22 protein-coding genes are annotated in these 24,200 nt (G+C 67.0%); 3 read left to right on the forward strand and 19 right to left on the reverse strand.

Features of this window, described 5'->3' with window-relative positions:
- Nucleotides 1–124: 124 nt before the first annotated feature.
- The 3 genes from ribB to ACWGRX_RS07190 all read right to left on the reverse strand — a co-directional run bounded on the left by ribB (nt 125) and on the right by ACWGRX_RS07190 (nt 3,173).
- Nucleotides 125–1,405, reverse strand: a complete 1,281-nt coding sequence (gene ribB, locus ACWGRX_RS07180; RefSeq protein WP_452116976.1) for a 3,4-dihydroxy-2-butanone-4-phosphate synthase — start codon at nt 1,403–1,405, stop codon at nt 125–127.
- A gap of 181 nt (nt 1,406–1,586) precedes the next feature.
- On the reverse strand, nt 1,587–2,705 hold the full coding sequence (gene aroC, locus ACWGRX_RS07185) for a chorismate synthase (RefSeq protein WP_452116977.1): 1,119 nt from the start codon (nt 2,703–2,705) through the stop codon (nt 1,587–1,589).
- Between the two features lie 72 nt (nt 2,706–2,777).
- Nucleotides 2,778–3,173 carry a hypothetical protein gene (locus ACWGRX_RS07190; RefSeq protein WP_452116978.1) on the reverse strand — a complete coding sequence of 132 codons (396 nt, stop codon included), beginning with the start codon at nt 3,171–3,173 and terminating at the stop codon, nt 2,778–2,780.
- Nucleotides 3,174–3,604: 431 nt separating this feature from the next.
- Between ACWGRX_RS07190 and ACWGRX_RS07195 the strand changes: the two genes are divergently transcribed.
- Nucleotides 3,605–4,351, forward strand: coding sequence for a pseudouridine synthase (locus ACWGRX_RS07195; protein ID WP_452116979.1), 747 nt, complete (start codon nt 3,605–3,607; stop codon nt 4,349–4,351).
- Nucleotides 4,352–4,452: 101 nt separating this feature from the next.
- Here ACWGRX_RS07195 and ACWGRX_RS07200 read toward each other — a convergent pair whose 3' ends face one another.
- Both ACWGRX_RS07200 and ACWGRX_RS07205 read right to left on the reverse strand, forming a co-directional pair.
- The gene (locus ACWGRX_RS07200) at nt 4,453–6,189 is read right to left on the reverse strand and encodes a sensor domain-containing diguanylate cyclase (RefSeq protein WP_452116980.1); all 1,737 of its coding nucleotides are present in this window, start codon (nt 6,187–6,189) and stop codon (nt 4,453–4,455) included.
- A 119-nt stretch (nt 6,190–6,308) separates the two neighbouring features.
- Nucleotides 6,309–7,982, reverse strand: coding sequence for a formate--tetrahydrofolate ligase (locus ACWGRX_RS07205; protein ID WP_452116981.1), 1,674 nt, complete (start codon nt 7,980–7,982; stop codon nt 6,309–6,311).
- A gap of 239 nt (nt 7,983–8,221) precedes the next feature.
- Between ACWGRX_RS07205 and ACWGRX_RS07210 the strand changes: the two genes are divergently transcribed.
- Nucleotides 8,222–8,821, forward strand: a complete 600-nt coding sequence (locus ACWGRX_RS07210) for a dioxygenase family protein (protein ID WP_452116982.1) — start codon at nt 8,222–8,224, stop codon at nt 8,819–8,821.
- Nucleotides 8,822–8,974: 153 nt separating this feature from the next.
- Here ACWGRX_RS07210 and ACWGRX_RS07215 read toward each other — a convergent pair whose 3' ends face one another.
- From ACWGRX_RS07215 to ACWGRX_RS07230, 4 genes are all read right to left on the reverse strand, one after another.
- Nucleotides 8,975–9,379: a low affinity iron permease family protein gene (locus ACWGRX_RS07215; RefSeq protein ID WP_452116983.1), complete on the reverse strand. Its 405-nt coding sequence runs from the start codon at nt 9,377–9,379 to the stop codon at nt 8,975–8,977.
- Nucleotides 9,380–9,434: 55 nt separating this feature from the next.
- A complete protein-coding gene (gene fghA / locus ACWGRX_RS07220; protein WP_452116984.1) occupies nt 9,435–10,274 on the reverse strand; it encodes an S-formylglutathione hydrolase in 840 nt (279 codons plus the stop codon).
- A gap of 229 nt (nt 10,275–10,503) precedes the next feature.
- The gene (locus ACWGRX_RS07225) at nt 10,504–11,616 is read right to left on the reverse strand and encodes an S-(hydroxymethyl)glutathione dehydrogenase/class III alcohol dehydrogenase (RefSeq protein WP_291642583.1); all 1,113 of its coding nucleotides are present in this window, start codon (nt 11,614–11,616) and stop codon (nt 10,504–10,506) included.
- Between the two features lie 33 nt (nt 11,617–11,649).
- Entirely contained in the window at nt 11,650–11,949 is a 300-nt protein-coding gene (locus ACWGRX_RS07230) for a metal/formaldehyde-sensitive transcriptional repressor (protein WP_452116985.1), read from the reverse strand.
- A 104-nt stretch (nt 11,950–12,053) separates the two neighbouring features.
- Between ACWGRX_RS07230 and ACWGRX_RS07235 the strand changes: the two genes are divergently transcribed.
- Nucleotides 12,054–12,488 carry an HIT family protein gene (locus tag ACWGRX_RS07235; RefSeq protein WP_452116986.1) on the forward strand — a complete coding sequence of 145 codons (435 nt, stop codon included), beginning with the start codon at nt 12,054–12,056 and terminating at the stop codon, nt 12,486–12,488.
- Between the two features lie 120 nt (nt 12,489–12,608).
- On the opposite strand, the gene ACWGRX_RS07240 is transcribed toward ACWGRX_RS07235, so the two are convergent.
- From ACWGRX_RS07240 to tolQ, 10 genes are all read right to left on the reverse strand, one after another.
- A complete protein-coding gene (locus ACWGRX_RS07240; protein WP_452116987.1) occupies nt 12,609–13,508 on the reverse strand; it encodes an outer membrane protein in 900 nt (299 codons plus the stop codon).
- A gap of 322 nt (nt 13,509–13,830) precedes the next feature.
- A complete protein-coding gene (gene glmM, locus ACWGRX_RS07245) occupies nt 13,831–15,174 on the reverse strand; it encodes a phosphoglucosamine mutase (RefSeq protein ID WP_452116988.1) in 1,344 nt (447 codons plus the stop codon).
- A 225-nt stretch (nt 15,175–15,399) separates the two neighbouring features.
- A complete protein-coding gene (ftsH, locus tag ACWGRX_RS07250; protein WP_291642592.1) occupies nt 15,400–17,325 on the reverse strand; it encodes an ATP-dependent zinc metalloprotease FtsH in 1,926 nt (641 codons plus the stop codon).
- A 111-nt stretch (nt 17,326–17,436) separates the two neighbouring features.
- Nucleotides 17,437–18,498, reverse strand: a complete 1,062-nt coding sequence (tilS, locus tag ACWGRX_RS07255; protein ID WP_452116989.1) for a tRNA lysidine(34) synthetase TilS — start codon at nt 18,496–18,498, stop codon at nt 17,437–17,439.
- Nucleotides 18,495–19,415 (reverse strand): tol-pal system protein YbgF, encoded by a 921-nt coding sequence (gene ybgF, locus ACWGRX_RS07260; RefSeq protein WP_452116990.1) that lies wholly within the window; start codon nt 19,413–19,415, stop codon nt 18,495–18,497. The genes tilS and ybgF overlap by 4 nt, the downstream gene beginning before the upstream one ends.
- 124 nt (nt 19,416–19,539) lie before the next feature.
- The gene (gene pal / locus ACWGRX_RS07265) at nt 19,540–20,040 is read right to left on the reverse strand and encodes a peptidoglycan-associated lipoprotein Pal (RefSeq protein WP_291642597.1); all 501 of its coding nucleotides are present in this window, start codon (nt 20,038–20,040) and stop codon (nt 19,540–19,542) included.
- Nucleotides 20,041–20,367: 327 nt separating this feature from the next.
- Nucleotides 20,368–21,681, reverse strand: coding sequence for a Tol-Pal system beta propeller repeat protein TolB (gene tolB / locus ACWGRX_RS07270; protein WP_452117346.1), 1,314 nt, complete (start codon nt 21,679–21,681; stop codon nt 20,368–20,370).
- Between the two features lie 56 nt (nt 21,682–21,737).
- Nucleotides 21,738–22,859, reverse strand: coding sequence for a cell envelope integrity protein TolA (tolA, locus tag ACWGRX_RS07275; RefSeq protein ID WP_452116991.1), 1,122 nt, complete (start codon nt 22,857–22,859; stop codon nt 21,738–21,740).
- A gap of 46 nt (nt 22,860–22,905) precedes the next feature.
- Entirely contained in the window at nt 22,906–23,352 is a 447-nt protein-coding gene (gene tolR / locus ACWGRX_RS07280; protein ID WP_291641446.1) for a protein TolR, read from the reverse strand.
- 12 nt (nt 23,353–23,364) lie between these two features.
- Nucleotides 23,365–24,078 (reverse strand): protein TolQ, encoded by a 714-nt coding sequence (gene tolQ, locus ACWGRX_RS07285; RefSeq protein WP_291641444.1) that lies wholly within the window; start codon nt 24,076–24,078, stop codon nt 23,365–23,367.
- Between the last annotated feature and the right edge of the window lie 122 nt (nt 24,079–24,200).

The following is a 24,200-nucleotide window of genomic DNA, read 5'->3' on the forward strand; positions in this document are numbered from 1 at the left end:
AAGCGGCGTCTCGAAGGATGCTCCAGGAGGCTCCGACACCAGCTGGATCATCCTTCGAGACGCGGCCTGCGGCCGCTCCTCAGGATGAGGGCCCAACCTCTTGGATTTCCGGCAGCGCGAAGCCCTACTCCAGCGGCTCGGTCTCGGCGATCTCGATGCCGAAGCCGGAGAGACCGACGAAGGAGCGCGAGGTCGAGGCGAGGTTGACGATCGAGGCGACGCCGAGATCGCGCAGGATCTGGGCGCCGAGGCCGATCTCGCGCCATTGCTGGAAGCGCACCGCATCCGAGCCTTCCTCGACGCTCTTGATCGGCACGCCGGCCGAACCGTCGCGCAGATAGACCAGCACGCCGCGCCCCTCCTTCTGGAACCGGCGCAGCGCGCACTGGATCGAGGAGGCGCCACCGAGCACGTCGGCGACGACATTGGCGCGATGCAGCCGGGCCGGCACCTTCTCGCCATCGCCGAGCTTGCCCATCACGAAGGCGAAGTGCTGGGTGTCGTCGAAGCGCGTGACATAGACATGGCCGGTCATCTCGCCGAACTCGGTCTTGACCGGGAAGGAGTGCACGCGCTCGACGAGCTTCTCGCGCGCCTGGCGATAGGCGATCAGGTCGGCGACGGTGATCTGCTTCAGCTTGTGCTTCTCGGCGAAGGCGGCGATCTGCGGCCCCTTCATCACCGTGCCGTCATCGTTGGCGAGTTCGCAGATCACGCCGACAGGCGGCAGATTGGCGAGCTTGCAGAGATCGACGGCCGCCTCCGTATGGCCGGAGCGCATCAGCACACCGCCTTCCTTGGCGATCAGCGGGAAGACATGGCCCGGGCGGACGAAATCGGCGGCGCCCATATTGCCGTTGGCGAGCGCGCGCACCGTGTTGTTGCGCTGCTCGGCCGAGATGCCGGTGGTCAGCCCGTGCTTGACGTCGACCGTGATGGTGAAGGCGGTGCCGAGCGGGGCGTCGTTGGAGGAGACCATCGGGTCGAGCCGCAAACGGCGGGCTTCGTCGCCGGTCAGGGGCGCGCAGACGATGCCGCAGGTGTTGCGGATGATGAAGGCCATCTTCTCCTGCGTGCAGAGCGAGGCTGCGACGATGAGGTCGCCCTCGTTCTCGCGGTCGTCGTCATCGGTGACGATCACGATCTCGCCGCGCGCGAAGGCTTCGATGGTCTCGGCGACATTGCTCTGGGTCATGGCGGCCTCGCGGGGGCCCTGCAGGCCCAGGAAATCATTGGGGGTGACGGCACCGCCGGTGGCGGCGGCGATGCGCTCGGCGCTCTCGCGTGAGATCCAGGCATCGGGGTCGTTGCAGAGCGCGGTCACGCTCGCGGGCGACAGGCCCGCCTGGCGCGCAAAGGCGCTGCGGCCGATCTTCTGCTGTTGGAGCCAGGCGTCGAGTTTCATGGCGTCAATCTAATACGCCAGCGCTTCGCCCGCAATGAACCGTTACACAAATTTCAGTGATACTGAAATTTGTGTCGCTACCGCCAGGATCGGGCCTCGCCCGACCATCTCAAAAGACCAGCCGGCCGATCGTGTGTTTCCCGGGTCTGCGCTGCGCTTCGCCCGGGAAACACAGCAATCCTCAGCGCCCGAACGGCCAGCGCGGCTCCACCACCCCGACCTGGCCGCGATGGCGCAGATAATGGTCGGCGAGCGCGCAGGCGACCATCGCCTCCCCGACCGGCACGGCCCGGATACCGACGCAGGGGTCGTGGCGCCCCTTGGTGAACATCTCGGCCTCGCCACCGCTGCGCGTCACGGTGGCGCGCGGCGACAGGATCGAGGAGGTCGGCTTCACCGCGAAGCGCGCGACAATCGGCTGGCCGGTCGAGATGCCGCCCAGGATGCCGCCGGCATGATTGGTCAGGAACAAGGGCTTGCCGTCATTGCCGGCGCGCATCTCGTCGGCATTGTCCTCGCCGGAGAGTTCGGCGGCGCCGAAACCTTCGCCGATCTCGACGCCCTTGACCGCGTTGATGCTCATCAGCGCCGCGGCGATATCGGCATCGAGCTTGCCGTAGATCGGCGCGCCCAGCCCCTCCGGCACGCCCTCGGCGACAATCTCCAGCACCGCGCCGATCGAGGAACCGGATTTGCGGATGCCGTCGAGATAATCGGCGTAGAAGGCGGCGGCCTTGGCGTCGGGGCAGAAGAACGGGTTGCGCGAAACCTCCTCCCAGTCCCAATTGCCGCGGTCGATCTTGTGCGGGCCCATCTGCACCAGCGCACCACGGACCTTGAGGCCGGGCACGACCTTGCGGGCGATTGCCCCGGCCGCGACCCGCATCGCCGTCTCGCGCGCCGAGGAGCGCCCGCCGCCGCGATAGTCGCGGATGCCGTATTTCACGTCATAGGTGAAATCGGCATGGCCCGGCCGGTACTTGTCCTTGATCTCGGAATAATCCTTCGAGCGCTGGTCGACATTGTCGATCATCAGCCCGATCGCGGTGCCGGTGGTGACCTGCGCGCCGCTCGCCTCGTCGGTGAAGACGCCGGAGACGATGCGGACCTCGTCCGGCTCCTGGCGCTGGGTCGTATAGCGCGACTGGCCGGGACGGCGCCGGTCGAGCTCGAGCTGGATCTCCGCCTCGGTGATCGGGATCAGCGGCGGGCAGCCATCGACGACGCAGCCTATGGCTGGCCCATGGCTTTCGCCGAAGGTGGTGACGCGGAAGAGATGGCCGAAACTGTTGTGGGACATGGTAGCCTGACACGATAACGCATCAGGCTCTTAGCCGCATTTCGGCGCAGGCGGAACCCGCAGCGCTCCGGCTCACTTCACGTCGATGACGACGTCCTTGCTGGTGACGAAGCGTCCACCACCATCATTGCGTATGCCGTCATACAACAATGTGAGACGGTCCTGGCCACGAAAGCCAGGATTGGGCTTATAGAGCGACACGCGGGCGTCGACGACCTGCCCGTCGCATTTGCTGCCGGGCATCTGGAGCGGAGCCTTCACGAGCGCATGCGCCACCCGCCCATTTGCAGGCGGCGTCGCCACCGAGACTTCGGGTGGCTCCCAGGACCAGCATGAGCCATCCGTGTACATGGCCATCGCATAGGCGAGCACGGGCTTTCCGGCAGTGGTCGTGCGGGTAATGGTTTCATTGCAGCCGCCAAGCAGGGTGGCTGTCGCTGCAAGCGCGGCAAGAACTCTGGTCGTCATAATGTCCCCCAGCCCAAAATGGGCCGGGGCAGCAGATGCAATCCAGGGCTGCAATGCAAGGGCGAGGCTTGCGCGATTGTGAACGGTCGCCGCCGGCTCGCCGGTGATCCCAGGATTGACAGCCTCGGCGTCAGCCGTTTTCTAGGCGCGATGAAGCGCAATATCTGCACTCTGTCGCGCTCCTGGCGCCCCGGGAGCGTTATCATCGCGGGCACCTAGCCCCGGACCCTGCGGGCAGCCGCAGGTTCGGGGAATGTGGCCTTGCGGTCGGCCACGGCGCCTGCGCGGTGCCATTCAGAACAGCACCGCTCCCCCGCGACGATAAGGCCGGCAACGCGCTCCCGCGCGGCACGGCCGCTCCATGAGGGCCTTGGTGCTTCGCAAGGGAACGCCATGGCGCAAAGCCGGCCCTCCCTTTGGAATCTCCGACCATGACCAGACGATCTGACCCCGGCCCGGCCGGTCTCGTCAGCCTCGCGCGCGCCCTTTCCAAGCTCGGCTATTGCTCGCGCACCGAGGCGGAGCGCCTGGTCCTCGACGGCCGCGTCCGGGTCGATGGCCGGCCCGCCCGAAACCCTTCGCTGCGCCTCGACATGGGCCGCGCCAGGATCGCCGTCGATGGCGAGACGGTCTCGGCCGAGCAGCGCATCTATCTGATGGTGAACAAGCCGCGCGGCATGGTGACGACGCGCCATGATCCGGAAGGACGGGAAACCGTCTATGCCTGCCTCGATGGGCTCGACCTGCCCTTCCTCGCCCCGGTCGGCCGGCTCGACAAGGCGAGCGAGGGCCTGCTGCTGATGAGCAACGACACGCGCTGGGCGCAGAGCATTCTCGACCCCGCCTCCGGCGTCGAGAAGACCTATCACGTCCAGATCGACACCGTGCCCAACGAGGCGATGCTGGCCAGGCTCCGTGCCGGCGCCGTCGACGGCGAGGAGCGCCTCACGACCCGGGCCGCGACGCTGCTGCGCCATGGCCGGCGCAATGCCTGGATCGAGATGGTGATCGACGAAGGCCGCAACCGGCAGATCCGGCGCATCGTCGAGGCGGCCGGGGCCAAGGTGCAGCGCCTCGTCAGGGTCGGCATCGGCGCCCTGCCGCTCGGCGACCTCGCCAAGGGCGCGGTGCGGCCCTTGCGGCCCGAGGAGATCACATTGCCGCTCGGCAATCCCTGAACTGCCCTTCCCTGGCTTCAGCTCCGTTGCGGCGGCTTCACCGCGTTGCACTGGTTGGCCCGAAAAGTGGATTTCGCTTCTCGGTCCGGTGTCCTGGAGGGCTACGCCGCCCGCAATGGCGTCTTGTGCAGCACGAAGCGATCGCGACCATTGCGCTTGGCCTCGTAGAGCGCCGCATCCGCTCGCGCGGCGGCATCGGACAGGCTCTCATCCTGGCCGACCAGCACCGCGCCGATGCTGGCCGTCACCGCGACCATCCGGCCATCCGCGAGCGGGACCGGCGCATCGCGCAGATTGGCCCCGAGCTTGGCCGCGATCGCCGACAGCGCCGGCACATCGCAGCCACTGATCAAAAGGATGAACTCGTCTCCGCCCCAGCGGGCGCAAGCATCGTAATTGCGCAGCACCGACGACATGCGCTGCACGCAGGCGACCAGCACCGCATCGCCGCCCTGGTGGCCGTGCTCGTCATTGACGCGCTTGAAGCGATCGAGATCGACGATCAGCAGGCCACAGGGCTTGCCCTCGCGCCGGGCCCGGTTCTGCTCGCGCGCGAAGGCGTGGTCGAAGCCGCGCCGGTTCAGGATCGAGGTCAGCGGGTCGTATTGCGCCAGGCGTTCCAGCTGCTCGGTGCGCTCGCGCACCATCGCTTCGAGCCGCCCGGTATTGTTGCCGACCGCCTGCGCCATCTCGTTGAAGGCGTGCGCCAGGCGGGCGATCTCGTCATGACCGTCCTCGCGCGCAGTCGCCTTGAAATCACCGCCGCGCAGCCGCGCCAGTCCCTGCTCGACCCAGGCGAGCCGGTCGAGCACCTTGCGCTTGAACAGAAGGGTCATCAGCGTCGCGGCCGCGAGCAGGATCGCGGCGATCAGGGCCGCCAGCGGCATGAACAGCTTGCGATCGATGATCGCGTCGACATCCATCACGGTGACGTTGAACCAGCCGAGCCGGTCGAGAAAGCCGACGCCGACCAGCACTTCGCGCCCCTCCATCTGCATGAAGCGCGAGAGCACGAGCACGTCGCCACGCGAGACCTGTTTCATCATCTCTGCCAGCGCCACGCGATCCGTCTCGCGGTCGAGCAGGTTGAAAATCGTCTTCTTCGCCGAGATGTCCTTGGTCAGGCTGTGGAAGTCGACGACGCGCGGGTCGCGATGCGCCTGGATCGCCCCTTGCAGGTCGACGAACATGCTCTGCACGCCAGTCTGCGGGAACTCGACGACCTCCCTGATGAACTGGGTGAGGTCGACGCCGGTGCCGATAAGCCCGAGCACCTGCCCGTCCTTCTGGATGATGCAGTTGATCCAGACCTTGGTGACACCGAGCGTCTCGTCGCGATTGACGTTGAGATGGCAGCCTTTGCCGAGTGCGCGCGTCTTAAAATACCAGGCGTCCTGCGGCGCGTCCGGCGAGACGGCGTAGCGCAGCCGGTTGTGCTCGTAGCTGTTGTCCTTGTCGTTGAAGTAGTAGTTGCCGCTCTTGTCGACGACCGCGAAATAGCTGCGATCATTGAAGGACAGCCGGTAATGCTCGAGCTCGGCAAGGCCGCGCCTGGCCTTTTCCGGGTCACGCTCATCCTGCGCCCATTCGACGATCACCGGCGCGCGCGCCACGGTCTCGGCCAGCGAAACCTCGCGCATCAGGGCCTCAAGCCCGCGGAAACGGTCGAACAGGATCTGCTTCTCGGCGAAGAGGGTGCCGAGCTTCACCACCGTGCCGTTGACGATCCAGAGGAAGATGCCCGAGGCCGGCAGGGCGATCGCGACCATCGTCGCCAGCACGAGGGCCAGAACGCGCCCCTTCAGACCGGAGCTGCGCCAGGCATCGAGCAAGCGCATAGGGCAAAGACCTCCGACCACGCGCCTTTCCGGGGATTCGGAAGGAGCGGAATAGGATCATTGCGACGATATGGTTTATGTTTTGTTGACGCAGCGTCCGCCGCCAGGTCGCCGGCGAGCTAGAACAGCCCCTCGATCTGCCCGTTCGCATCGATATGGATGCGCTCGGCCGCCGGCTGCCGCGGCAGGCCCGGCATGGTCATGATGTCCCCGCAGATCGCCACCACGAAGCCGGCGCCCGCCGCCAGCCTGAGTTCGCGCACCGGCACGGTATGACCGGACGGCGCTCCGCGCAGCGTCGGATCGGCGGAGAAGGAGTACTGGGTCTTGGCGACGCAGACCGGCAGGTCGCCATGCCCGGCCGCTTCGAGCTCGGCGAAGCGCGCGCTCACCCGGGCATCGGCCGAGATGCCGGCGGCACCATAGATTTCGCGCGCCACCTTCTCGAGCTTCTCGCGCAGCGGCAGCGCGTCCGGATAGAGCGGCGCGAAATCGGCCTCGCCGCTCTCGACCAGCGCCGCGACCTTGGCGGCGAGCTCTTCCGTGCCGGCGCCACCTTGCGCCCAGTGCCGGCAGATCACCGCCTCGACGCCGAGATGGTTGCGGCAGAAATTCTGGATCAGCGCGTGCTCGGCCGGCGTATCGCTGACGAAATGGTTGATCGCGACGATCGGCGGCACACCGAACTTGCGGAGGTTGTCGACATGCCGCGCCAGATTGGAGAGACCTGCCTCGAGCGCCGGCAGGTTCTCGGCCGAGAGCGCGTCGCGGGCGACGCCGCCATGCATCTTCAGCGCCCTGACGGTCGCGACCACCACGGCGACATCGGGCTTCAGCCCGGCCTTGCGGCATTTGATGTCGAAGAACTTCTCGGCCCCGAGATCGGCCCCGAAGCCGGCTTCGGTCACGACATAGTCGGCGAGCTTGAGCGCGGCGCGCGTCGCGATCACGGAATTGCAGCCATGGGCGATATTGGCGAAGGGCCCGCCATGGACGAAGGCCGGCGTGCCCTCCAGTGTCTGCACCAGGTTCGGCATCAGCGCGTCCTTGAGCAGCACGGTCATCGCGCCCGCCGCCTTGAGATCGGCTGCGGTGATCGGGCTCTTGTCGCGCCGGCGGCCGACGACGATACGCCCGAGCCGCGCCTCGAGATCGGCCAGGTCGGTCGCGAGGCAGAAGATCGCCATCACCTCGGAGGCGACGGTGATGTCGAAGCCGTCCTCGCGTGGGAAGCCGTTGCTCGCCCCGCCGAGCGAGGAGACCACGCTACGCAGCGCCCGGTCGTTCATGTCCATGACGCGGCGCCAGGCGACATGACGGGCATCGAAGCCTAGCTCGTTGCTCCAGTAGACATGATTGTCGAGCATCGCCGCGAGCAGATTATGTGCGCTGGTGATGGCGTGGAAATCGCCGGTGAAATGCAGATTGATCTGCTCCATCGGCACGACCTGGGCATGGCCGCCGCCGGCAGCGCCGCCCTTCTGGCCGAAGCAGGGACCGAGCGAGGGCTCGCGCAGGGCGATCATGGTGCGCTTGCCAAGCCGAGACAGCCCGTCGCCGAGACCGACCGTGGTCGTCGTCTTGCCCTCGCCGGCCGGCGTCGGACTGATCGCCGTGACCAGGATCAGCTTGCCGTCCGGCCGCGCGGTGAACTCGGCGATCGCGCCGGTATCGACCTTGGCGATGTATTTTCCATAGGGCTGCAATGCCGCGTCCGGGATACCGGCCTTGGCGGCGATCGCCCCGATCGGCTGCAGCTTCGCCTTGCGGGCGATCTCGATATCGGTCGGCATGTCGTCCCCTTGATACTGTCTCGAATGGGACGCCTTGCCGGCCGATTCCCCTTGGCGCGACTGTGCCGAAAAAGCGCGGCCGCCGCCAGCGCTCGCGTCCGCGACCCGACCCGCGTGGTGGGCAGATGCCGAGCGGCACCGCGCATCACAGTTCGGCGAGCCAGATGCGCTCTGCCTGAAATCTGCCCGAAGCTGCCCGGCAAGAACGGCGTGGACCAGCGAATGGGAGATAGCAGACCATGACCGCAGCACCGAGCCGCCGCGACCTCATCATCGCGAGCCTGTCGGCCGCGGGCTTCGCCAGCCTCGCCCTGCCGCCCGAAGCGCTGGCGCAAGGCGCCGAGCTGCCGGCGACACCCGCCTGCGACGGCCAGGCTGCCGCGACCCCGCGCCAGACCGAAGGCCCCTATTTCACGCCGTCATCGCCGCAGCGCTCCGATCTGCGCGAGGATGGGACAGGCCAGCTGCTCGCCCTGAGCGGCTTCGTGCTGACGCGGCAATGCCGGCCAGTCCCTGGCGCACTGCTCGATTTCTGGCAGGCCGATCCGTCCGGCCAATACGATAATCGCAGCTTCCGCTTTCGCGGCCATCTCTTCGCCGATCAGCAGGGCCGCTACCAGTTCATCACCCGGGCGCCCGGGCTCTATCCCGGCCGCACCCGCCATCTCCACGTCAAGCTGCGCGGCGGCGCGCAGAGCCCGGTGCTGACGACGCAGCTCTATTTCCCGGACGAGCCCGGCAATCGCCGCGACGGACTGTTCGATTCAAGGCTGCTGATGAAGCTGCGTCCGGCCGAGGGCGGCCAGCTCGGCCGCTTCGACTTTGTATTGGCGGGTTAGCGTTTGGCGGTTTTCTGCAGAGGGTTTCGTCATCCCGGACAAGCCGCGATAGCGGCGCCGCTCCGGGATCCATCGTAGGGCTCCGGAGCTCCAGGATGGATCCCGGGGCCAGCCCGGGATGACGCTGCGGTTCCGAGTGAAATGCAGCAATCTCTAGCCACGCTTTCCAGAGCGCGCCTTGCGGGCGATCGCCTCGAACTCCCCGCGGATCGTCTCGATCTTGTCTTCGTCGAGTTCCTCGAGATCGAGCAGCTCCTCGCGCGCGCCCTCGATCCTGGCGATCAGCTCATCGAGCTTGATCTGCATCGCGGCGGTGTCGCGGTTCTGGCTGTTCTGGATGATGAAGACCATCAGGAAGGTGACGATCGTCGTCGAGGTGTTGATGACGAGCTGCCAGGTGTCGTTGAAGCCGAAGAACGGCCCCGACGCCGCCCAGACCAGGATGACCGCGAGCGCGACGAAGAAGGTCTGCGGCTTGCCGGCCCAATGCGCCGTCGCCTGCGAAAGCCGCGTGAACAGGGAGCGCTTGCCTCTGCCGGACGAGATCGCCGATGCCATGGCCATTCCCCAATGCGGAGCTGCCAGCTCAACGCCGCAGCGGGGAAGGCGTTCCTCAGCCAGCCGTCAGCCGCTCGGCATGCCAGGCGATGTGCTGGGCCATGAAGGTCGAGACGAAATTATAGGAGTGGTCGTAGCCCTCCCGCATCGTCAACGTCAGCGGAATGCCGGCCGTGGTGCAGGCGAGTTCGAGCAGCTGCGGCCGCAACCCTTCCTGCAGGAAGCCGTCGGCGGTGCCCTGGTCGACGAGCAGTTCCTTGACGCGATGCCCGTCGGCGATCAGCAGGGTCGCGTCATAGCCGCGCCAGGCCGCCTCGTCCGGGCCGAGATATTTCTCGAAGGCCGGCCGCGACCACCCGGCGGTGGAAGGCTGGCTGATCGGCGCGAAGGCCGAGACCGAGGCGTAGCGCCCGGGATTCTTCAGCGCCAGCGTGATCGCCCCGTGCCCGCCCATGGAATGGCCGAAAATGCCCTGGCGGGACATGTCGAGCGGCAATTCGCGGGCGACGAGCTCCGGCAATTCGTCCCGGATATAGCTCTCCATCCGGTAGTTCGTCGCATAGGGCGCCTGCGTCGCGTCGAGATAGAAGCCGGCGCCCGAGCCGAACTGCCAGTTCTCCGGCTCGTCCGGCACACCCTCGCCGCGCGGCGAGGTGTCGGGGCAGATGATGGCGATGCCGTTGGCGGCCGCCGCCGCCCGGTACTCGCCCTTGTCCATCACGTTCTGATGGCTGCAGGTCAGTCCGGAGAGATACCAGAGCACCGGAACCGGGCCCGCCTCCGCTTGCGGCGGCAGGAAGACCGCGAAGGTCATCGGGCAGGCGCAGGCCGCGCTGTCATGGCGATAGACGCGCTGCTGGCCGCCAAAAGCCTTCGAGGAGGAGACGAGTTCCATCGCAATTCCTTTCGGTCGTTCATCGCCGGCCGGACCACCGGCGGCACACTCGCGTCATGCTCGGGCTTGTCCCGAGCATCCACGTCCTGACCACCGCCTGTGGCGACCGAAGACGTGGATGGTCGCCACGAGGGCGACCATGACGGGCAGCACCGTTCTGTACGATGGTCGGCTCAAGACCGACCCTACCGCCTTGCTGCCCGCTCGATGCGGCGGAAGAACGACCGCCTCAGTAGACCACCACCGAGCGGATCGACTTGCCCTCATGCATCAGGTCGAAGCCATGGTTGATCTCGTCCAGGCTCAGCTTGTGGGTGATCAGATCATCGATGTTGATCTTCCCCTCCATGTACCAGTCGACGATCTTCGGCACGTCGGTGCGCCCGCGCGCGCCGCCGAAGGCAGTGCCCTTCCAGACCCGGCCGGTGACCAGCTGGAACGGACGCGTCGCGATCTCCTTGCCAGCCTCGGCGACGCCGATGACGATCGACTCGCCCCAACCACGATGGCAGCACTCCAGCGCCTGGCGCATCACATCGGTGTTGCCGGTCGCATCGAAGGAGAAGTCGGCGCCACCGCCGGTCAGGTCGACGATCGCCTGCACCACCTTGTCGTTGCCGATCTCGCGCGGGTTGACGAAGTCGGTCATGCCGAACTTCTCGGCCATGGCGCGCTTGGCCGGGTTGATGTCGACGCCGATGATCTTGTCGGCGCCGACCATGCGGGCGCCCTGGATCACGTTGAGGCCGATGCCGCCGAGGCCGAAGACCACGACATTGGCGCCGGGCCAGACCTTGGCGGTGTAGATCACCGCGCCGATGCCGGTCGTCACCCCGCAGCCGATATAGCAGATCTTGTCGAAGGGCGCGTCCTCGCGGACCTTGGCCAGCGCGATCTCCGGCAAGACCGTGAAGTTCGCGAAGGTCGAGCAGCCCATATAATGGAACACGGTGCCGCTATCGCAGGAGAAGCGCGAGGTGCCGTCCGGCATCAGGCCCTGCCCCTGGGTGGCGCGGATCGAGGTGCAGAGATTGGTCCGGCGCGACAGGCAGGACTTACAGCTGCGGCATTCCGGCGTGTAGAGCGGGATGACATGGTCGCCTGGCTTCAGCGTGGTGACGCCCGCGCCGACCTCGCGTACGATACCCGCGCCCTCATGGCCGAGGATCGCCGGGAACTTGCCCTCGGAATCCAGCCCCGACAGCGTATAGGCGTCGGTATGGCAGATGCCGGTCGCCATCACCTCGACCAGCACCTCGCCGGCCTTCGGGCCGCCGATCTCGATGGTCTCGATGGTCAGCGGCTTTCCGGCCTCCCAGGCGACGGCGGCGCGTGTCTTCATCTTGATGTCCTCCTTGAACTGGTCCCGGCGCGCCTATTTCAGATAGGTGCGCAATGTCCTGATGATGCCGTCGATCTCGGCATCGGCGTCGAAGTCCGCCGCCCCCTGCCCGCCCAGCGAGCCGCCGCGCGCTTGGCCGAAGGTCTCGCGCAGATGGCCTTCGAGCACTTCCGCCATCAGCCCGTTGGCCGCGCCGCGCAACGCGGCGATCTGCTGCAAGAGCGTGCTGCAATCCGTGCCGGCCTCGACGGCGCGCTCCAGCGCCTCGGCCTGCCCCCGGATGCGGCGCAGGCGCGCGACAGCACGCTTCTTCTCTTCCGGGCTATGCGGCATGGCATTTCATTCTCTAGGCCTAGAATACTCTAGGGGAGTATGTCAATCATAGGCCTCTCCCCGGCCAGCGGACCTGCGCGCCGGGTGCTAGGCTGGAGGCCGGGATGACCAATGATTGCCTGTTCTGCCGGATCGCACGCGGCGAGATCGCCTGCCACGCGGTTCATGAGGACGAGGATGTCCTCGCCTTTCTCGACATCCATCCGGTCCGGCCGGGCCATACGCTGGTGATCCCGCGCGCCCATTATCCCTGGTTCGAGGACATCCCGCCCGAGCTCGCCGGCAAGATCATGACGGTGTCGCAACGCCTCGCCCGCGAGATGAAGGCGCTCTACCCGGTCGAGCGGGTCGCCATGCTATACACCGGCATCCATGTGAACCACGCCCATGCCCATATCGTGCCGATGCATCACCGGCACGACATCACCTCGGCAGTCTATCTCAAGCAGGGCATCGAGGCTTTCACGCTGCCGGCGCAGCCGCCCGCGCAGGAGCTGGAGGAGGTCGCTGCGGCCTTGCGCAGCCGGCTCGCCCCATAGCGAGCAAGAACCCGACATTCCAACGCAAGCCTCCCCGAAACGCCGAGGCGATGGCTGGTTGAAAAGAAAAGGCCGCGCGAACCGGGTTCGCGCGGCCTCGTGATGCAAGGCGGAGACGGATCAGTACTTGCGGACGACGTGGGTGGCCGGCGCGTAGATCGGCTGCTCCTTCGGGCCGCAGCAATCCGGGTCGCCGAAATTCCAGCGCATGCCGATGCGGATGTCGTGGCTGTCGATGTCCTTGACCTTCAGCGGGCCCTGGATCTGCCCGGTGAAGGCATTGACCAGACGACCCGAATGGGCGTCGCCGAGATTGAGATAGCGGTAGCCGAGCTCGAGGGTCAGGTTCTTGTTCACCTCGTAGCCGACACCGGCCATCAGCGCCCAGGCCATGTTGGTGTTCGAGCCGCTGCCGGCCGTGCCGAGCGTCGGCTGGATGATCGCGGCGTACTGGCCGGTGGGATCGATCCAGTTGGCGCCCTGGTCGGTGAGGCCGGTCACGCGGTTCTGCGCCACGCCGATACCAGCGCCGAGATAGGGCGTCAGGCAGTTCCAGGTGCCGAGATCGACATAGGCGTTAAACAACGCCACCATCGAGCTGACATTGCCCTTATAGGTGTTGGTCAGGATGCCGGGCCGGCCGTATTGGTTGGTGTAGTCCCACCTGTCCGTGGCGCTGGCCTCGCCGCCGCCACGAAATTCGAGCGTGCCGTCGACGCGGAACCAGTTGTTGAAGCGATAGCCGAGGCCAAGCCCGGCGAAGAAGGTCGTCGTGCGATCGCCCTCGCTGATGAAGACTCCGCCTCCATTGCGCAGATCGTCCTGCTCGTACTTGCCGATGCTGGTGATGCCGACGCCGACATCGCCGCGCAGATAGATGCCAGAGGAAAGCGTGCCGCGCAGCGCGACGGGCTCCGGCGGGGGCGGCGGAGGCGCGACCGGGAAATCAGCAGCCTTGGCGACGGCGGAAGCGCCCAGAGCCATGGCGCCGGCGAGCGCTAGGGTTTTAAGGCTGCCCATGGCAGGGTTCCTTCGTGTTTGCGCAGGCGGAACGCAGCTCGCGCGAGTTACCGATGGGAAGACCTTGCCATTGATTTCTTAAACGACACTTAACCTTAAAACCTAACCCTACTTTTGCGTGAACGAGAGCGCTGCAGCGCCCCGGAGCTCAGACTCTCGGCCACATCATCTTTGGCCATGCTTGGCCGCGCCGAATACCGGGCCAGCCCGGGGCCGCCAGACAAAGAAGCGCCGGAGCCTTGCGCATGGCTCCAGCGCTGCCGTGATTTGCCGTCCTGTCAGGTTCGCGGCGACGAAAGACGCGGCGAAACCAAAGCCGGGTTCAGGCCGCGGCCTTCGCCACCGCCTCCACGACCTCGTCGACCGCCCGCATGACCAGGTCGCGATCATCGCCCTCGGCCATGACCCGGATCACCGGCTCCGTGCCGGAGGGCCGGATCACCAGGCGCCCACTCTCGCCCAGCATCTGCTCTGCCGCCTTGATCGCGCTGACCACCGGCTTCTCCTCCAGCGGCCGCCCCTGCTTGTAGCGGACGTTCTTGAGGATCTGCGGCAGCGGCTCGAAGCAATGGCAGACCTCGGAAACCGGCTTCTCCTTGCGCTTCACCACCGCCAGCAACTGCAGCGCCGCGACCAGCCCATCGCCGGTCGTCGCATAATCGGACAGGATGATATGGCCCGATTGCTCGCCGCCGAGATTGAAACCATTGGCCCGCATATGCTCCAGCACATAGCGATCGCCGACGGCGGTACGGGCCAGCGACAGGCCCAGCCCTGCCAGATAGCGCTCGAGCCCGAGATTGGACATCACGGTCGCGACGATACCCGGCGCCGAAAGCAGCCCGTCCTCCTGCCAGCTGCGCGCGATCACGCCCATCAGCTGATCGCCATCGACGACCTGCCCGTTCTCGTCGACGATCAGCACGCGGTCGGCATCGCCATCGAGCGCGATGCCGATATCGGCACGCAGCTCGCGGACCTTCTGGCTCAGCGCCTCCGGCTTGGTCGAGCCGACATCGCGGTTGATGTTGAAGCCGTCCGGCTCGACGCCGATGGCGATGACTTCGGCCCCGAGTTCCCAGAGCGCCTCGGGCGCGACCTTGTAGCCGGCGCCGTTGGCGCAGTCGACGACGATACGCAGCCCTTCCAGGCTGAGATTGCGCGGCAAGGTGCGCTTGGCAAACTCGATATAGCGGGCGTCGGCGCTCTCGATGCGCTTCGCCCGGCCGAGCGCTGGCGAAGCCGAAAGCTGCTTGCCGAGATCGGAGTCGATCAGCCGGGTGATCTCGGACTCGACCTCGTCGGAGAGCTTGTAGCCGTCCGGCCCGAACAGCTTGATGCCATTGTCCTCATAGGCGTTGTGCGAGGCGGAGATCATCACGCCGAGATCGGAACGCATCGAGCGCGTCAGCATCGCGACGGCGGGCGTCGGCATCGGTCCCAGGAGCAGGACGTCCATGCCGACCGAGGTGAAGCCGGCGACGAGCGCGTTCTCGATCATGTAGCCCGACAGCCTCGTGTCCTTGCCGATCACCACGCGATGGCGGTGTTCGCCGCGGCGAAAGGCAAGACCGGTCGCCTGGCCCACCCGCAGCGCCAGATCCGGCGTGATCACGCCATTGGCGCGGCCGCGAATGCCATCGGTGCCGAAGTATTTGCGTGTCATGGTCGAAGTTCTTCCCTGGAGCCTTGTCGGCTCGACATTACCTTGTGCGGTCATACAGGCTGAAAGCCCGCTCATCTCCTCACAAATTGTGACGAAACGTATCCGCCCCGCGCCGCCAAGGACGCCTTCGAGGAAAACCACCGGGCAGAGCCTTCCGAAGCCTGCCCCTCTCGAAGAAAAGGGCGGCCCGATGGGCCGCCCGATCTCGTTCTCCTGAAAACCGCTTCAGGCCTGCGGCTGCGGCTCCAGACCGGCATCGGGCTCGTCGCGCTTGCGGCCCTTGCCGGCGCTCGGCACGGCCGAGCCGCGCGGAGCGTGCGGCGTGTCGTCGGTATCGCGCATCGGGCGCTTGCCGGCGATCAGGTCGCGGATCTCGTCGCCGGTCAGCGTCTCGAACTCGAGCAGCGCCTCGGCCACCGCGACGAACTCGTCATGGTGCTTGCTGAGGATCTCCTTGGCGTCGAGATAGCCCTGGTTGACCAGGCGGCGGACTTCGCTGTCGATCTTCTGCGCCGTCGATTCCGAGATGCTCTGGCTGCGGCCCATCGACATGCCCAGGAAGACCTCCTCCTGATTGTCGCCATAGGCGACCAGGCCGAGCTCCTCCGAATAGCCCATCTGCGTGACCATGGCCTTCGCCATCTTGGTCGCCTGCTGGATGTCGCCGGTCGCGCCGGAGGTGATGTTCTCCTTGCCGAAGGTGATCTCCTCGGCGACGCGCCCACCCATGGCGACCGCGAGCTGCGAGGTGAACTCCTTGAACTTCATCGAGTAGCGATCCCCCTCCGGCAGGAACTTGACCATGCCGAGCGCACGTCCGCGCGGGATGATCGTCGCCTTGTGGACCGGGATGCCGGCCGGGACATAGAGACCGACGATGGCGTGACCGGCCTCGTGATAGGCGGTCAGCTTCTTCTCCTCCTCGGACATCGCCATCGATTTGCGCTCGGCGCCCATCATAACCTTGTCCTTGGCGTCCTCGAATTCGAGATGCGTGACCATGCGCTTGCCACGGCGGGCGGCGAGGAGAGCGGCCTCGTTGACGAGATTCATCAGGTCGGCGCCGGAGAAGCCCGGCGTACCGCGGGCCAGCACCTTGAGGTCGACATCCGGAGCGAGCGGGACCTTGCGCACATGCACGCGCAGGATCTTCTCGCGGCCGGCGACATCCGGGTTCGGCACGACGATCTGGCGGTCGAAACGGCCGGGACGCAGCAGCGCCGGGTCGAGCACGTCGGGCCGGTTGGTCGCGGCGATGATGATCACGCCCTCGTTCGGCTCGAAGCCGTCCATCTCGACCAGGAGCTGGTTGAGGGTCTGCTCGCGCTCGTCATTGCCGCCGCCGAGGCCGGCGCCGCGATGACGGCCGACGGCGTCGATCTCGTCGATGAAGATGATGCAGGGCGCGTTCTTCTTGGCCTGCTCGAACATGTCGCGGACACGGGATGCGCCGACGCCAACGAACATCTCGACGAAGTCCGATCCCGAGATCGTGAAGAACGGCACGTTCGCCTCGCCGGCGACGGCGCGCGCGGTCAGCGTCTTACCGGTGCCCGGAGGGCCGACCAGCAGCACGCCGCGCGGGATGCGGCCGCCGAGGCGCTGGAACTTCTGGGGATCGCGCAAGAATTCGACGATCTCCTGCAGATCCTCCTTGGCCTCGTCGATGCCGGCGACGTCCTCGAACGTGACGCGGCCATGCGCCTCGGTGAGGAGCTTCGCCTTCGACTTGCCGAAGCCCATGGCGCGGCCGGCGCCGTTCTGCATCTGGCGGGACATGAAGATCCACAGGCCGATGAAGATCACGAAGGGCAGCGAATTGACCAGCAGCGCCATGAACCAGGGCGTGCCCTCGGAGGGAGCGCGGGCCGAGACCTGAACGCCCTTCTGCGCCAGCGTCTTCAGCAGGGCCGGGTCGCCATAGGGCGCATAGGTCACGAAGCTGCGGCCATCCGAAAAGGTGCCGGTTATCTCCTGACCGGCCACCACGACATTGGTGATACGCCCGGCCTCGGACTCGTTGATCAGCTGGCTGTAGGGGATCTCATTGGTGCTGACCCGTTGGCTCGGGCTCTGGAACAGGGTGACCAGCGCCAGAACCAGCAGGAAGATCACCACCCAGAGGGCAAAATTTCGGAAGTTCGGATTCATCAGGGTTCCGATCCGCTCTCCAGCGGAAGTGCCGGACGAGCCTGAGATATTCACGGTCTAATCTAGGAGCCTCTGCCCTTTTTGCCAAGGGAAGGCTGCGTTTTGCCCGCCTCATTCCGCCGCAGGGTGAACGCCGCGTCGCCGCGGCGGCTCGCGCGCTACGGTCAGCCCGCCGTCGCCGGCAAGCCGCAGCACGCAGCCGGCGAGCGTGCGTCGGAGCGGTTGGCCATCTCGCGCCGCCTCGGCCAGGGCGAGAGCACAGCTTTCCAGCCTTTCGAGACGCATGTCGGGTCTCGCTGCGACATCCGGCTGGAACGCCGCCAGCGCTCGCCCCAAAACGCGGATGACCATCTCCTCCGGCTCGCGGCACAGGGCCGCGAAATCGAGCCGCAAACCGTCTTCACCCCACGTCGACAAGGTGGGCAGCAAGGCCGCCATACGCTGATCCAGCGCCTGTTCCGCCCGTGCAATTCGTGTCGCCAGCTGGCCAAGCCGGGCCGATGTCAGCCCCTCTTCCGCCAATAGCGGCATCAGCCTACGCCAGCGCACGCGGGTGAAATTCGTATCCTCGTTCGACGGATCGCTGGCATGATCGAGACCACGCGCCAGGCAGGTGGCGACGAGGCGCGCCTTCGCGACCCCGAGCAGCGGACGGGCCAGCGGCACGCCTTCCTTGACGGTACGCGCGCGCATGCCGGAAAGGCCGCCAGGACCCGAACCCTTCGCCATCCGCATCAGCAGGGTCTCGGCCTGGTCGTCGAGCGTATGAGCGGTGACGATGACACCCCCGCCAAGCGCCCTCACCTGCTCGGCGAGCAACGCATAGCGCGCCAGCCGTGCCTGCTCCTGCAGGCCCGAGCGGGGCTTCTCGCCCTCCCAACGGATGATGGCATGGGGAACATCGAGCCTGCGGCAGAGACGCCCGACCGCAGCCGCCTCCATGGCGGCCTCAGGTCGCAGGCCATGATCGACGGTCGCGGCATAGAGTGCCGGCCGCCCCGCACGGGCTTTCACCCAGTCAGAGAGCAGGGCGAGCAGCGCGAGGGAATCGGGGCCGCCCGATACGGCGACCAGCAGGCGCTCCTCGGCGGCCAGCGGCGCGAACAGCGCCTCCGCTTCGGCCTCCGAGAGTGCCGCCGGCGCGGCGGCGGCGGCGGGCGGCGCCGCGCTCAAGCGCAGCGGGCGCGCTTCTGCTCGCGCTCGACACCCTTGCGCACCGCGTTCGAGGCGCCGGGATAATCGATCCCGACCTTGGCATAGGTGGCGCAGGCCTGGTCGCGGGCACCGAGCCCGTTCAGCGCCATGCCGAGCTTGAGCAGGCTGTCGGGGCCCTTGCCGGCCTTGGGATAATCACGCGAAATCTTCAGGAACTGCTCGGCGGCCTCGCGATAGCGCTGGCGCTGGAAATAGCTCTCGCCAAGCCAGAAGGTCGCGTCGGGCGCGAGCCGGTCACGCGGATAGCTCTGCAGGAATTCGCGGAAGCTCATCTCGGCCCGCTCATATTCCTTGCGCAGCACATGAGCATAGGCGACGTCGTAGATTTCCCGCGGGCTGGCGGCCTGACCGGCGGCGGCGACGCTCGGACCACGCGGTGCGGCCGGCGGCAGCGCGCCTTGCGGCTGACGGCCGACGCCGGAAATGTCGAGCGGCCCCTGCCCTGCCGTGGAGCTGCCGGCGAAGTCATCGTCGATCACCTCGCCGATCCGGCGCGGCGCACCGGCCGCGCTCGGATTGGCCGCGGGATCGAAGGCGTCGCCGCGGCGCTGGCGCGATGGCTGGGGCGGCGGCGAGGCCGGCGCGGCGCCGGAACGCGCGCCACCACGCTCGGAAAACCGGAAGTCGACATCCTCCTGGAATTTCCGGAGTTGCTCTGTCAGGCGCCGGTTCTCGAACTGCAGCTGCTCGATCTGGCCCGAGAGCTGGCGCAGCTGGTTCTCGAGCCGCGTCGTGCGCACCAGCAGGTCGGCGGCATCCTGCGCAGAGGCCGGCAGCGCCCCGACGCCGACGACAAAGGCCAGCGCCGCGGCGGCGACGCCATGAAGAACACCCCGTCGCTTCGCAGAGAAAACGCAGATTCTCGACCCGATCATCATCCAGCAAACCGCCCTACGTCGAAACCAGAGCCTATCACACCGCGATACCACGGCCAAAATGTGAAAGGGCCGGCGCTTTCCTCTCGGGAAGCGCCGGCCCTCTCGCGTCCCGGAGGGAACCTCAGACGCCGGCGCCGGCGTCGAGCACGGTCACGGAGCGGCGGTTCTGCGACCAGCAGGAGATGTCGTTGCAGACAGCAACGGGGCGCTCCTTGCCATAGGAGATCGTGCGCATCCGGTTGGCCGGGATGCCGCGCGAAGCCAGATAGTCGCGCACCGTCTGGGCGCGGCGGGCACCGAGCGAATAGTTGTATTCGCGGGTGCCGCGCTCGTCGGCATGGCCCTCAATGGTGAAGGTATAGCGCGGATAGCGCCCGAGCCAGGCCGACTGCTTGTCGAGCGTGGCCACGGCGGTCGGTGTCAGATCGGTCGAATCGGTCTCGAAGAACACGCGGTCGCCGACATTGACGACAAAGTCCTGAGCGCTGCCCGGGGTCGCCGCTCCGCCGGCGCCGAAGCCATCGGCATTCTGGTCTTTGGCGCAGGCGCCGAGGGCGAGCGCGCCCAGCATGGCAACGGCGAAGCGCGCGGTGCGCGCGCTGGCGGCGAAGGACGCGAGCATAATGTTTCTCCGGGCTTTCCAAGGCGAGGACGCGCCTTTTCGGCGTCGTACGTCCTGCAATCAATGATGTATCAACCTAAACGAGACCTTGCCAAACCAAGGCGAAGTGGCGGCATTGCGGCGCATGGTTAATAAAACGCCACCATCTACTGCATTCGCCCGCCCGTGGCAAAAATGTACCATAGGCACGCTGCGGGCCTGCCGTTCCGCGTCCTGAAAATGTACGAGCGCCGCTGAAAGCAGCCTGCCTGCCGGCGCGGTCCGTGCGGACGTCCTTAGGGCTCGACGCCGCACCGGCGCGGGGCCCCCGGATGCTCTCCGCCCGCCTCAGCGCGCGGCGGTGAGCAGCGGTGACCAGGTCGGGTCCGAGGCGAAGGCGGGGGTCGGCACCGGTACTTCGACGCGCCCGGTGATGTCGACCATGTAGAGCTTGCCCCCGGACTGCCCGCCGGGATCGCGGAAGAACATGATGTACTGGCCGTTCGGCGCCCAGTTCGGCGCCTCGTTGTGGAACCCCTCGGTCAGGATGCGCTCACCCGAGCCGTCGGGCCGCATCACGCCGATCGAGAAGGCGCCGCTACCCTGGCGGGTGAAGGCGATGAGGTCGCCGCGCGGCGACCAGGAAGGCTGCGAATAGGAGCCCTGGCCGAAGGAGATGCGCTTGCCCTCGCCGCCACCGGCGCCCATCAGATAGAGCTGCTGCGAGCCGCCGCGATCGCTCTCGAAGACGATCTGCGCGCCATCGGGCGAATAGGAGGGCGAGGTGTCGATCGCCGGGGTCGAGGTTAGCCGCGTCGTGGTGCGCGAGCCGATGTCGATCGCGTAGAGATTGGCGTTGCCGCCCTGCTGCAGGCTGAGCGCGATGCGCGCGCCATTGGGCGAGAAGCGCGGGCTCGTGGTCATGTCGGGGAAGTTGCCGACGACCTGGCGCTGCCCGGTCTCGATGTTGAGCACATGGACACGCGGCGGTTCACCGGTGCGCTGGGCCATATAGGTGACCTCCTGCGCCACCGGCGAGAAGCGCGGCGTCACCACCGAGACCGCGCCATCGGTCAGGTAGCGCACATTGGCGCCGTCCTGGTCCATGATCGCAAGCCGCTTGCGCCGGCTTTCCTTCGTCCCGGACTCGTCGACGAAGACGACGCGGGTGTCGAAGAAGCCGCCGACGCCGGTGACCTTGGTAAACACCGCGTCCGAGATGATGTGCCCGACGCGGCGGGAATTATTGGGATCGGTGAAGTATTGCTGGCCGTCGATCTGCTGGCCCGTCAGCACGTCCCAGAGCCGGAACTCGGCCTTGAGGCGGCCGGCGCCGTCGCGCGAGACGCGGCCCGTCACCAGCGCCTGGATGCCGGCGCTCTTCCAGGCCTCGAATTGCGGCACGCTGTCGAAGGGCGGGTTCTTCTCGGGATGGCGCGCCTTTTCGATCGGCAGGAAATAGCCGCAGCGCTTCAGATTGTTGGTGATGATGCCCGAAACCTGGACGCCGCCCTCGCCCGCGAAATCGGCGATCGCGATCGGCATCGGCTGGAAGGTGCCCTTGCGCAGGTCGATGACCAGCTCGGCACGCGCCGCAGCCGGCAACAAGGCCGTGCCGGCGAGTGCGGCGCCGCCGAGAGCCAAGGCATGGCGGCGCGTCAGCCCGGGCGCGCACGGCGCCGTCCGGATGATGGGGAGAGGATAGCGGTCGATCGCGGTCACAGCACGTCCCTTGCGTCGAAATTGACGACGACATCACGCCAATCGTCATAATACGCGGCAAACTGAGCGGGAATACGCAGCGGCGAACAGCGTCGCGTCGCCGTCAGAGCCGAATCCGCCGCGACCCGGAAGAGCGGGTCGGACGAGGAATTGGTCACGCTCGCCTGGCCGAGCAGCGAGCCGTCGGTGTTGAGCTTCATCCGGACCTGGGGCACCACCGGCTTCTGCGAGCTCTGCAGCGCGATCGGCACGTTCCAGCACTTCTGCAACTGGTCCTGGATGATGCCCATCAGCTGCGCCCTCAGCGAGGGCGAGAGCTTCTGCGAGGTCCCGGTCTGGGTGCCGAGCGAAGCGGTGCGGTTGATCTGCGGCGCGCTCGAGCCCGAGGATTGCGCCTGCTCCTTCGACTGCAGCAGCTTGGCGATGTCGTTCGGATTGAAATTCTTGGCGAGTTCTGCCTCGCGCTTGGCCTTGGCTTCCGCTTCGCGCTTCGCCTTGGCTTCCGCCGCGAGCTTGGCCTTCTGCTCGGCTTCCGCCTTGGCCTTGGCTTCGGCTTCGGCCTTCGCCTTGGCGAGCTTGGCGGCCTCCGCCTTGGCCTGCGCCTCCGCTTCGGCCTTCGCCTTGGCGGCCGCCTTGGCCTCTTCCTCGGCCTGCTTGGCCTTGCTCTCGCGCTCGGCCTCCTCGGCCAACTTCGCCAGCTCCTCGCGGCGCTGCTCGGCCTCGCGGGCCGCGGCCTGCTCGGTCTTCTGCGGCGGCTGCTTCACCGGCTCGGCCGGCGGGGTCGGCTTCGGCGTCGGCCGCGAGGGCGGAAGCGGCGCCGCGACATTCTCCTCGGCGACCTTGAGCTCGGGCGGCCGCGAGGGCGGCGCCGGCGTGTCGTGCTTGGCCTCTCCGGCCTCCTTGCGCTCGACCACCTCGGACTGGCGCTCGGCGCGCTGCTGCGGCTGCTCCTGGACCTTCTCGGCCTGGCGCTCGCCGCGCGTCACCTGGTTCAGCGCGGACGGGTCGATCACCTCGACGGCGATCGCCTCCATATGCTCCGGCAGCGGGTTCGGCGAGGAAAACGCCAGCAGCCCCGCGACCAGGAAGGACGCGTGGCCCAGGGCGGAAACCGCCAAGCCCGGTTCGGAACGCGAAACCATCAACGCGGCAGCATCCTCTCGCTCAGTGCGTGCTCGGCTCGGTGACCAGCGCCACGCGCTTGAAGCCGGCGCTGGTGATGGTCGACATCACCGAGGCGACGCGGCCATAGTCAACCTGCTTGTGGCCACGAACATAGATCCGGTCGTCGAAGCCCTGCTTGGCGATCGCCTGCAGCTTCTGCACGAGGTCGGGCTCCAGCGTCGGCTGGTCCTGCAGGAAGATCTGGCCCTTGTCGTCGATGGCGATGGTGATCGGCTTCTGGTCGACATTGATCGGCTTGGCGCCGGTCTGCGGCAGGTCGATCGGCACGCCCGTCGCGATCAGCGGCGCGGCGACCATGAAGATGATCAGAAGCACCAGCATGACGTCGATGAACGGCGTCATATTGATCTCGGCGATGGCGCCGTGCCGCCGGCGGCGGCTGCGACGTCCTCCGGCCCTGGCGCCGGCTGCGGCTGACATGCCCATCCGCGCCGCTCCTTAAGCCGCCAGCCGTTCGTCGATCTGCCGCGACAGGATCGCGGAGAACTCGTCGGCGAAAGCTTCCAGCCGGTTCTGCGCCTTGGCGACCTCGGCCTGCAGCTTGTTGTAGGCCATCAGCGCGGGGATCGCGGCGAACAGGCCGATCGCGGTGGCGAACAGCGCCTCGGCAATGCCGGGCGCCACCACGGCGAGAGAGGAATTCTTCGAGACCGCGATCGCGGTGAAGGAGTTCATGATGCCCCAGACCGTGCCGAACAGGCCGATGAACGGAGCTGCCGAAGCGATGGTGGAGAGCACCAGCAGCTTCGATTCCAGCCGCTCGGCCTCGCGCTGGATGGTGACGTCGAGCACCTTATCGATGCGCTGCGACAGGCTTGCGACCGAACGCCCGCCATTCTCGAAGGAGCGCTTCCATTCGCGCATCGCCGCGACGAAGACGGCGGCCATGTCGCTGACCGGCCGGTTGGCGAGTTCGCGATAGAGTTCCTCGAGCGAGCGGCCGGACCAGAACACCTCCTCGAAGGCATCCATGTCGCGGCGGGTGCGGCGGTAGAGCAGGGTCTTGTCGACGATGATCGACCAGCACCAGACGGACGCGGCCAAGAGTCCGATCATCACGATCTTGACGACGAAATGCGCGTGCCAGAACAGCGACCAGAACGACATGTCGATCTGCGGCGCGACCTGCGCGACCTCCGCGGCGGGGTTCATCCTGTCATCCTTCTGCCTGGCCGATGCGAAATCCGACCGACTCCGCACAGCCTGCTAGACGCGCCGCGAAGTTCGCGCCGCCGCCCGATCTGCGCTCCGGGGATATGCCGTCAGAACCAATC

This window comes from Allobosea sp. NPDC055594 (genome assembly GCF_053618995.1).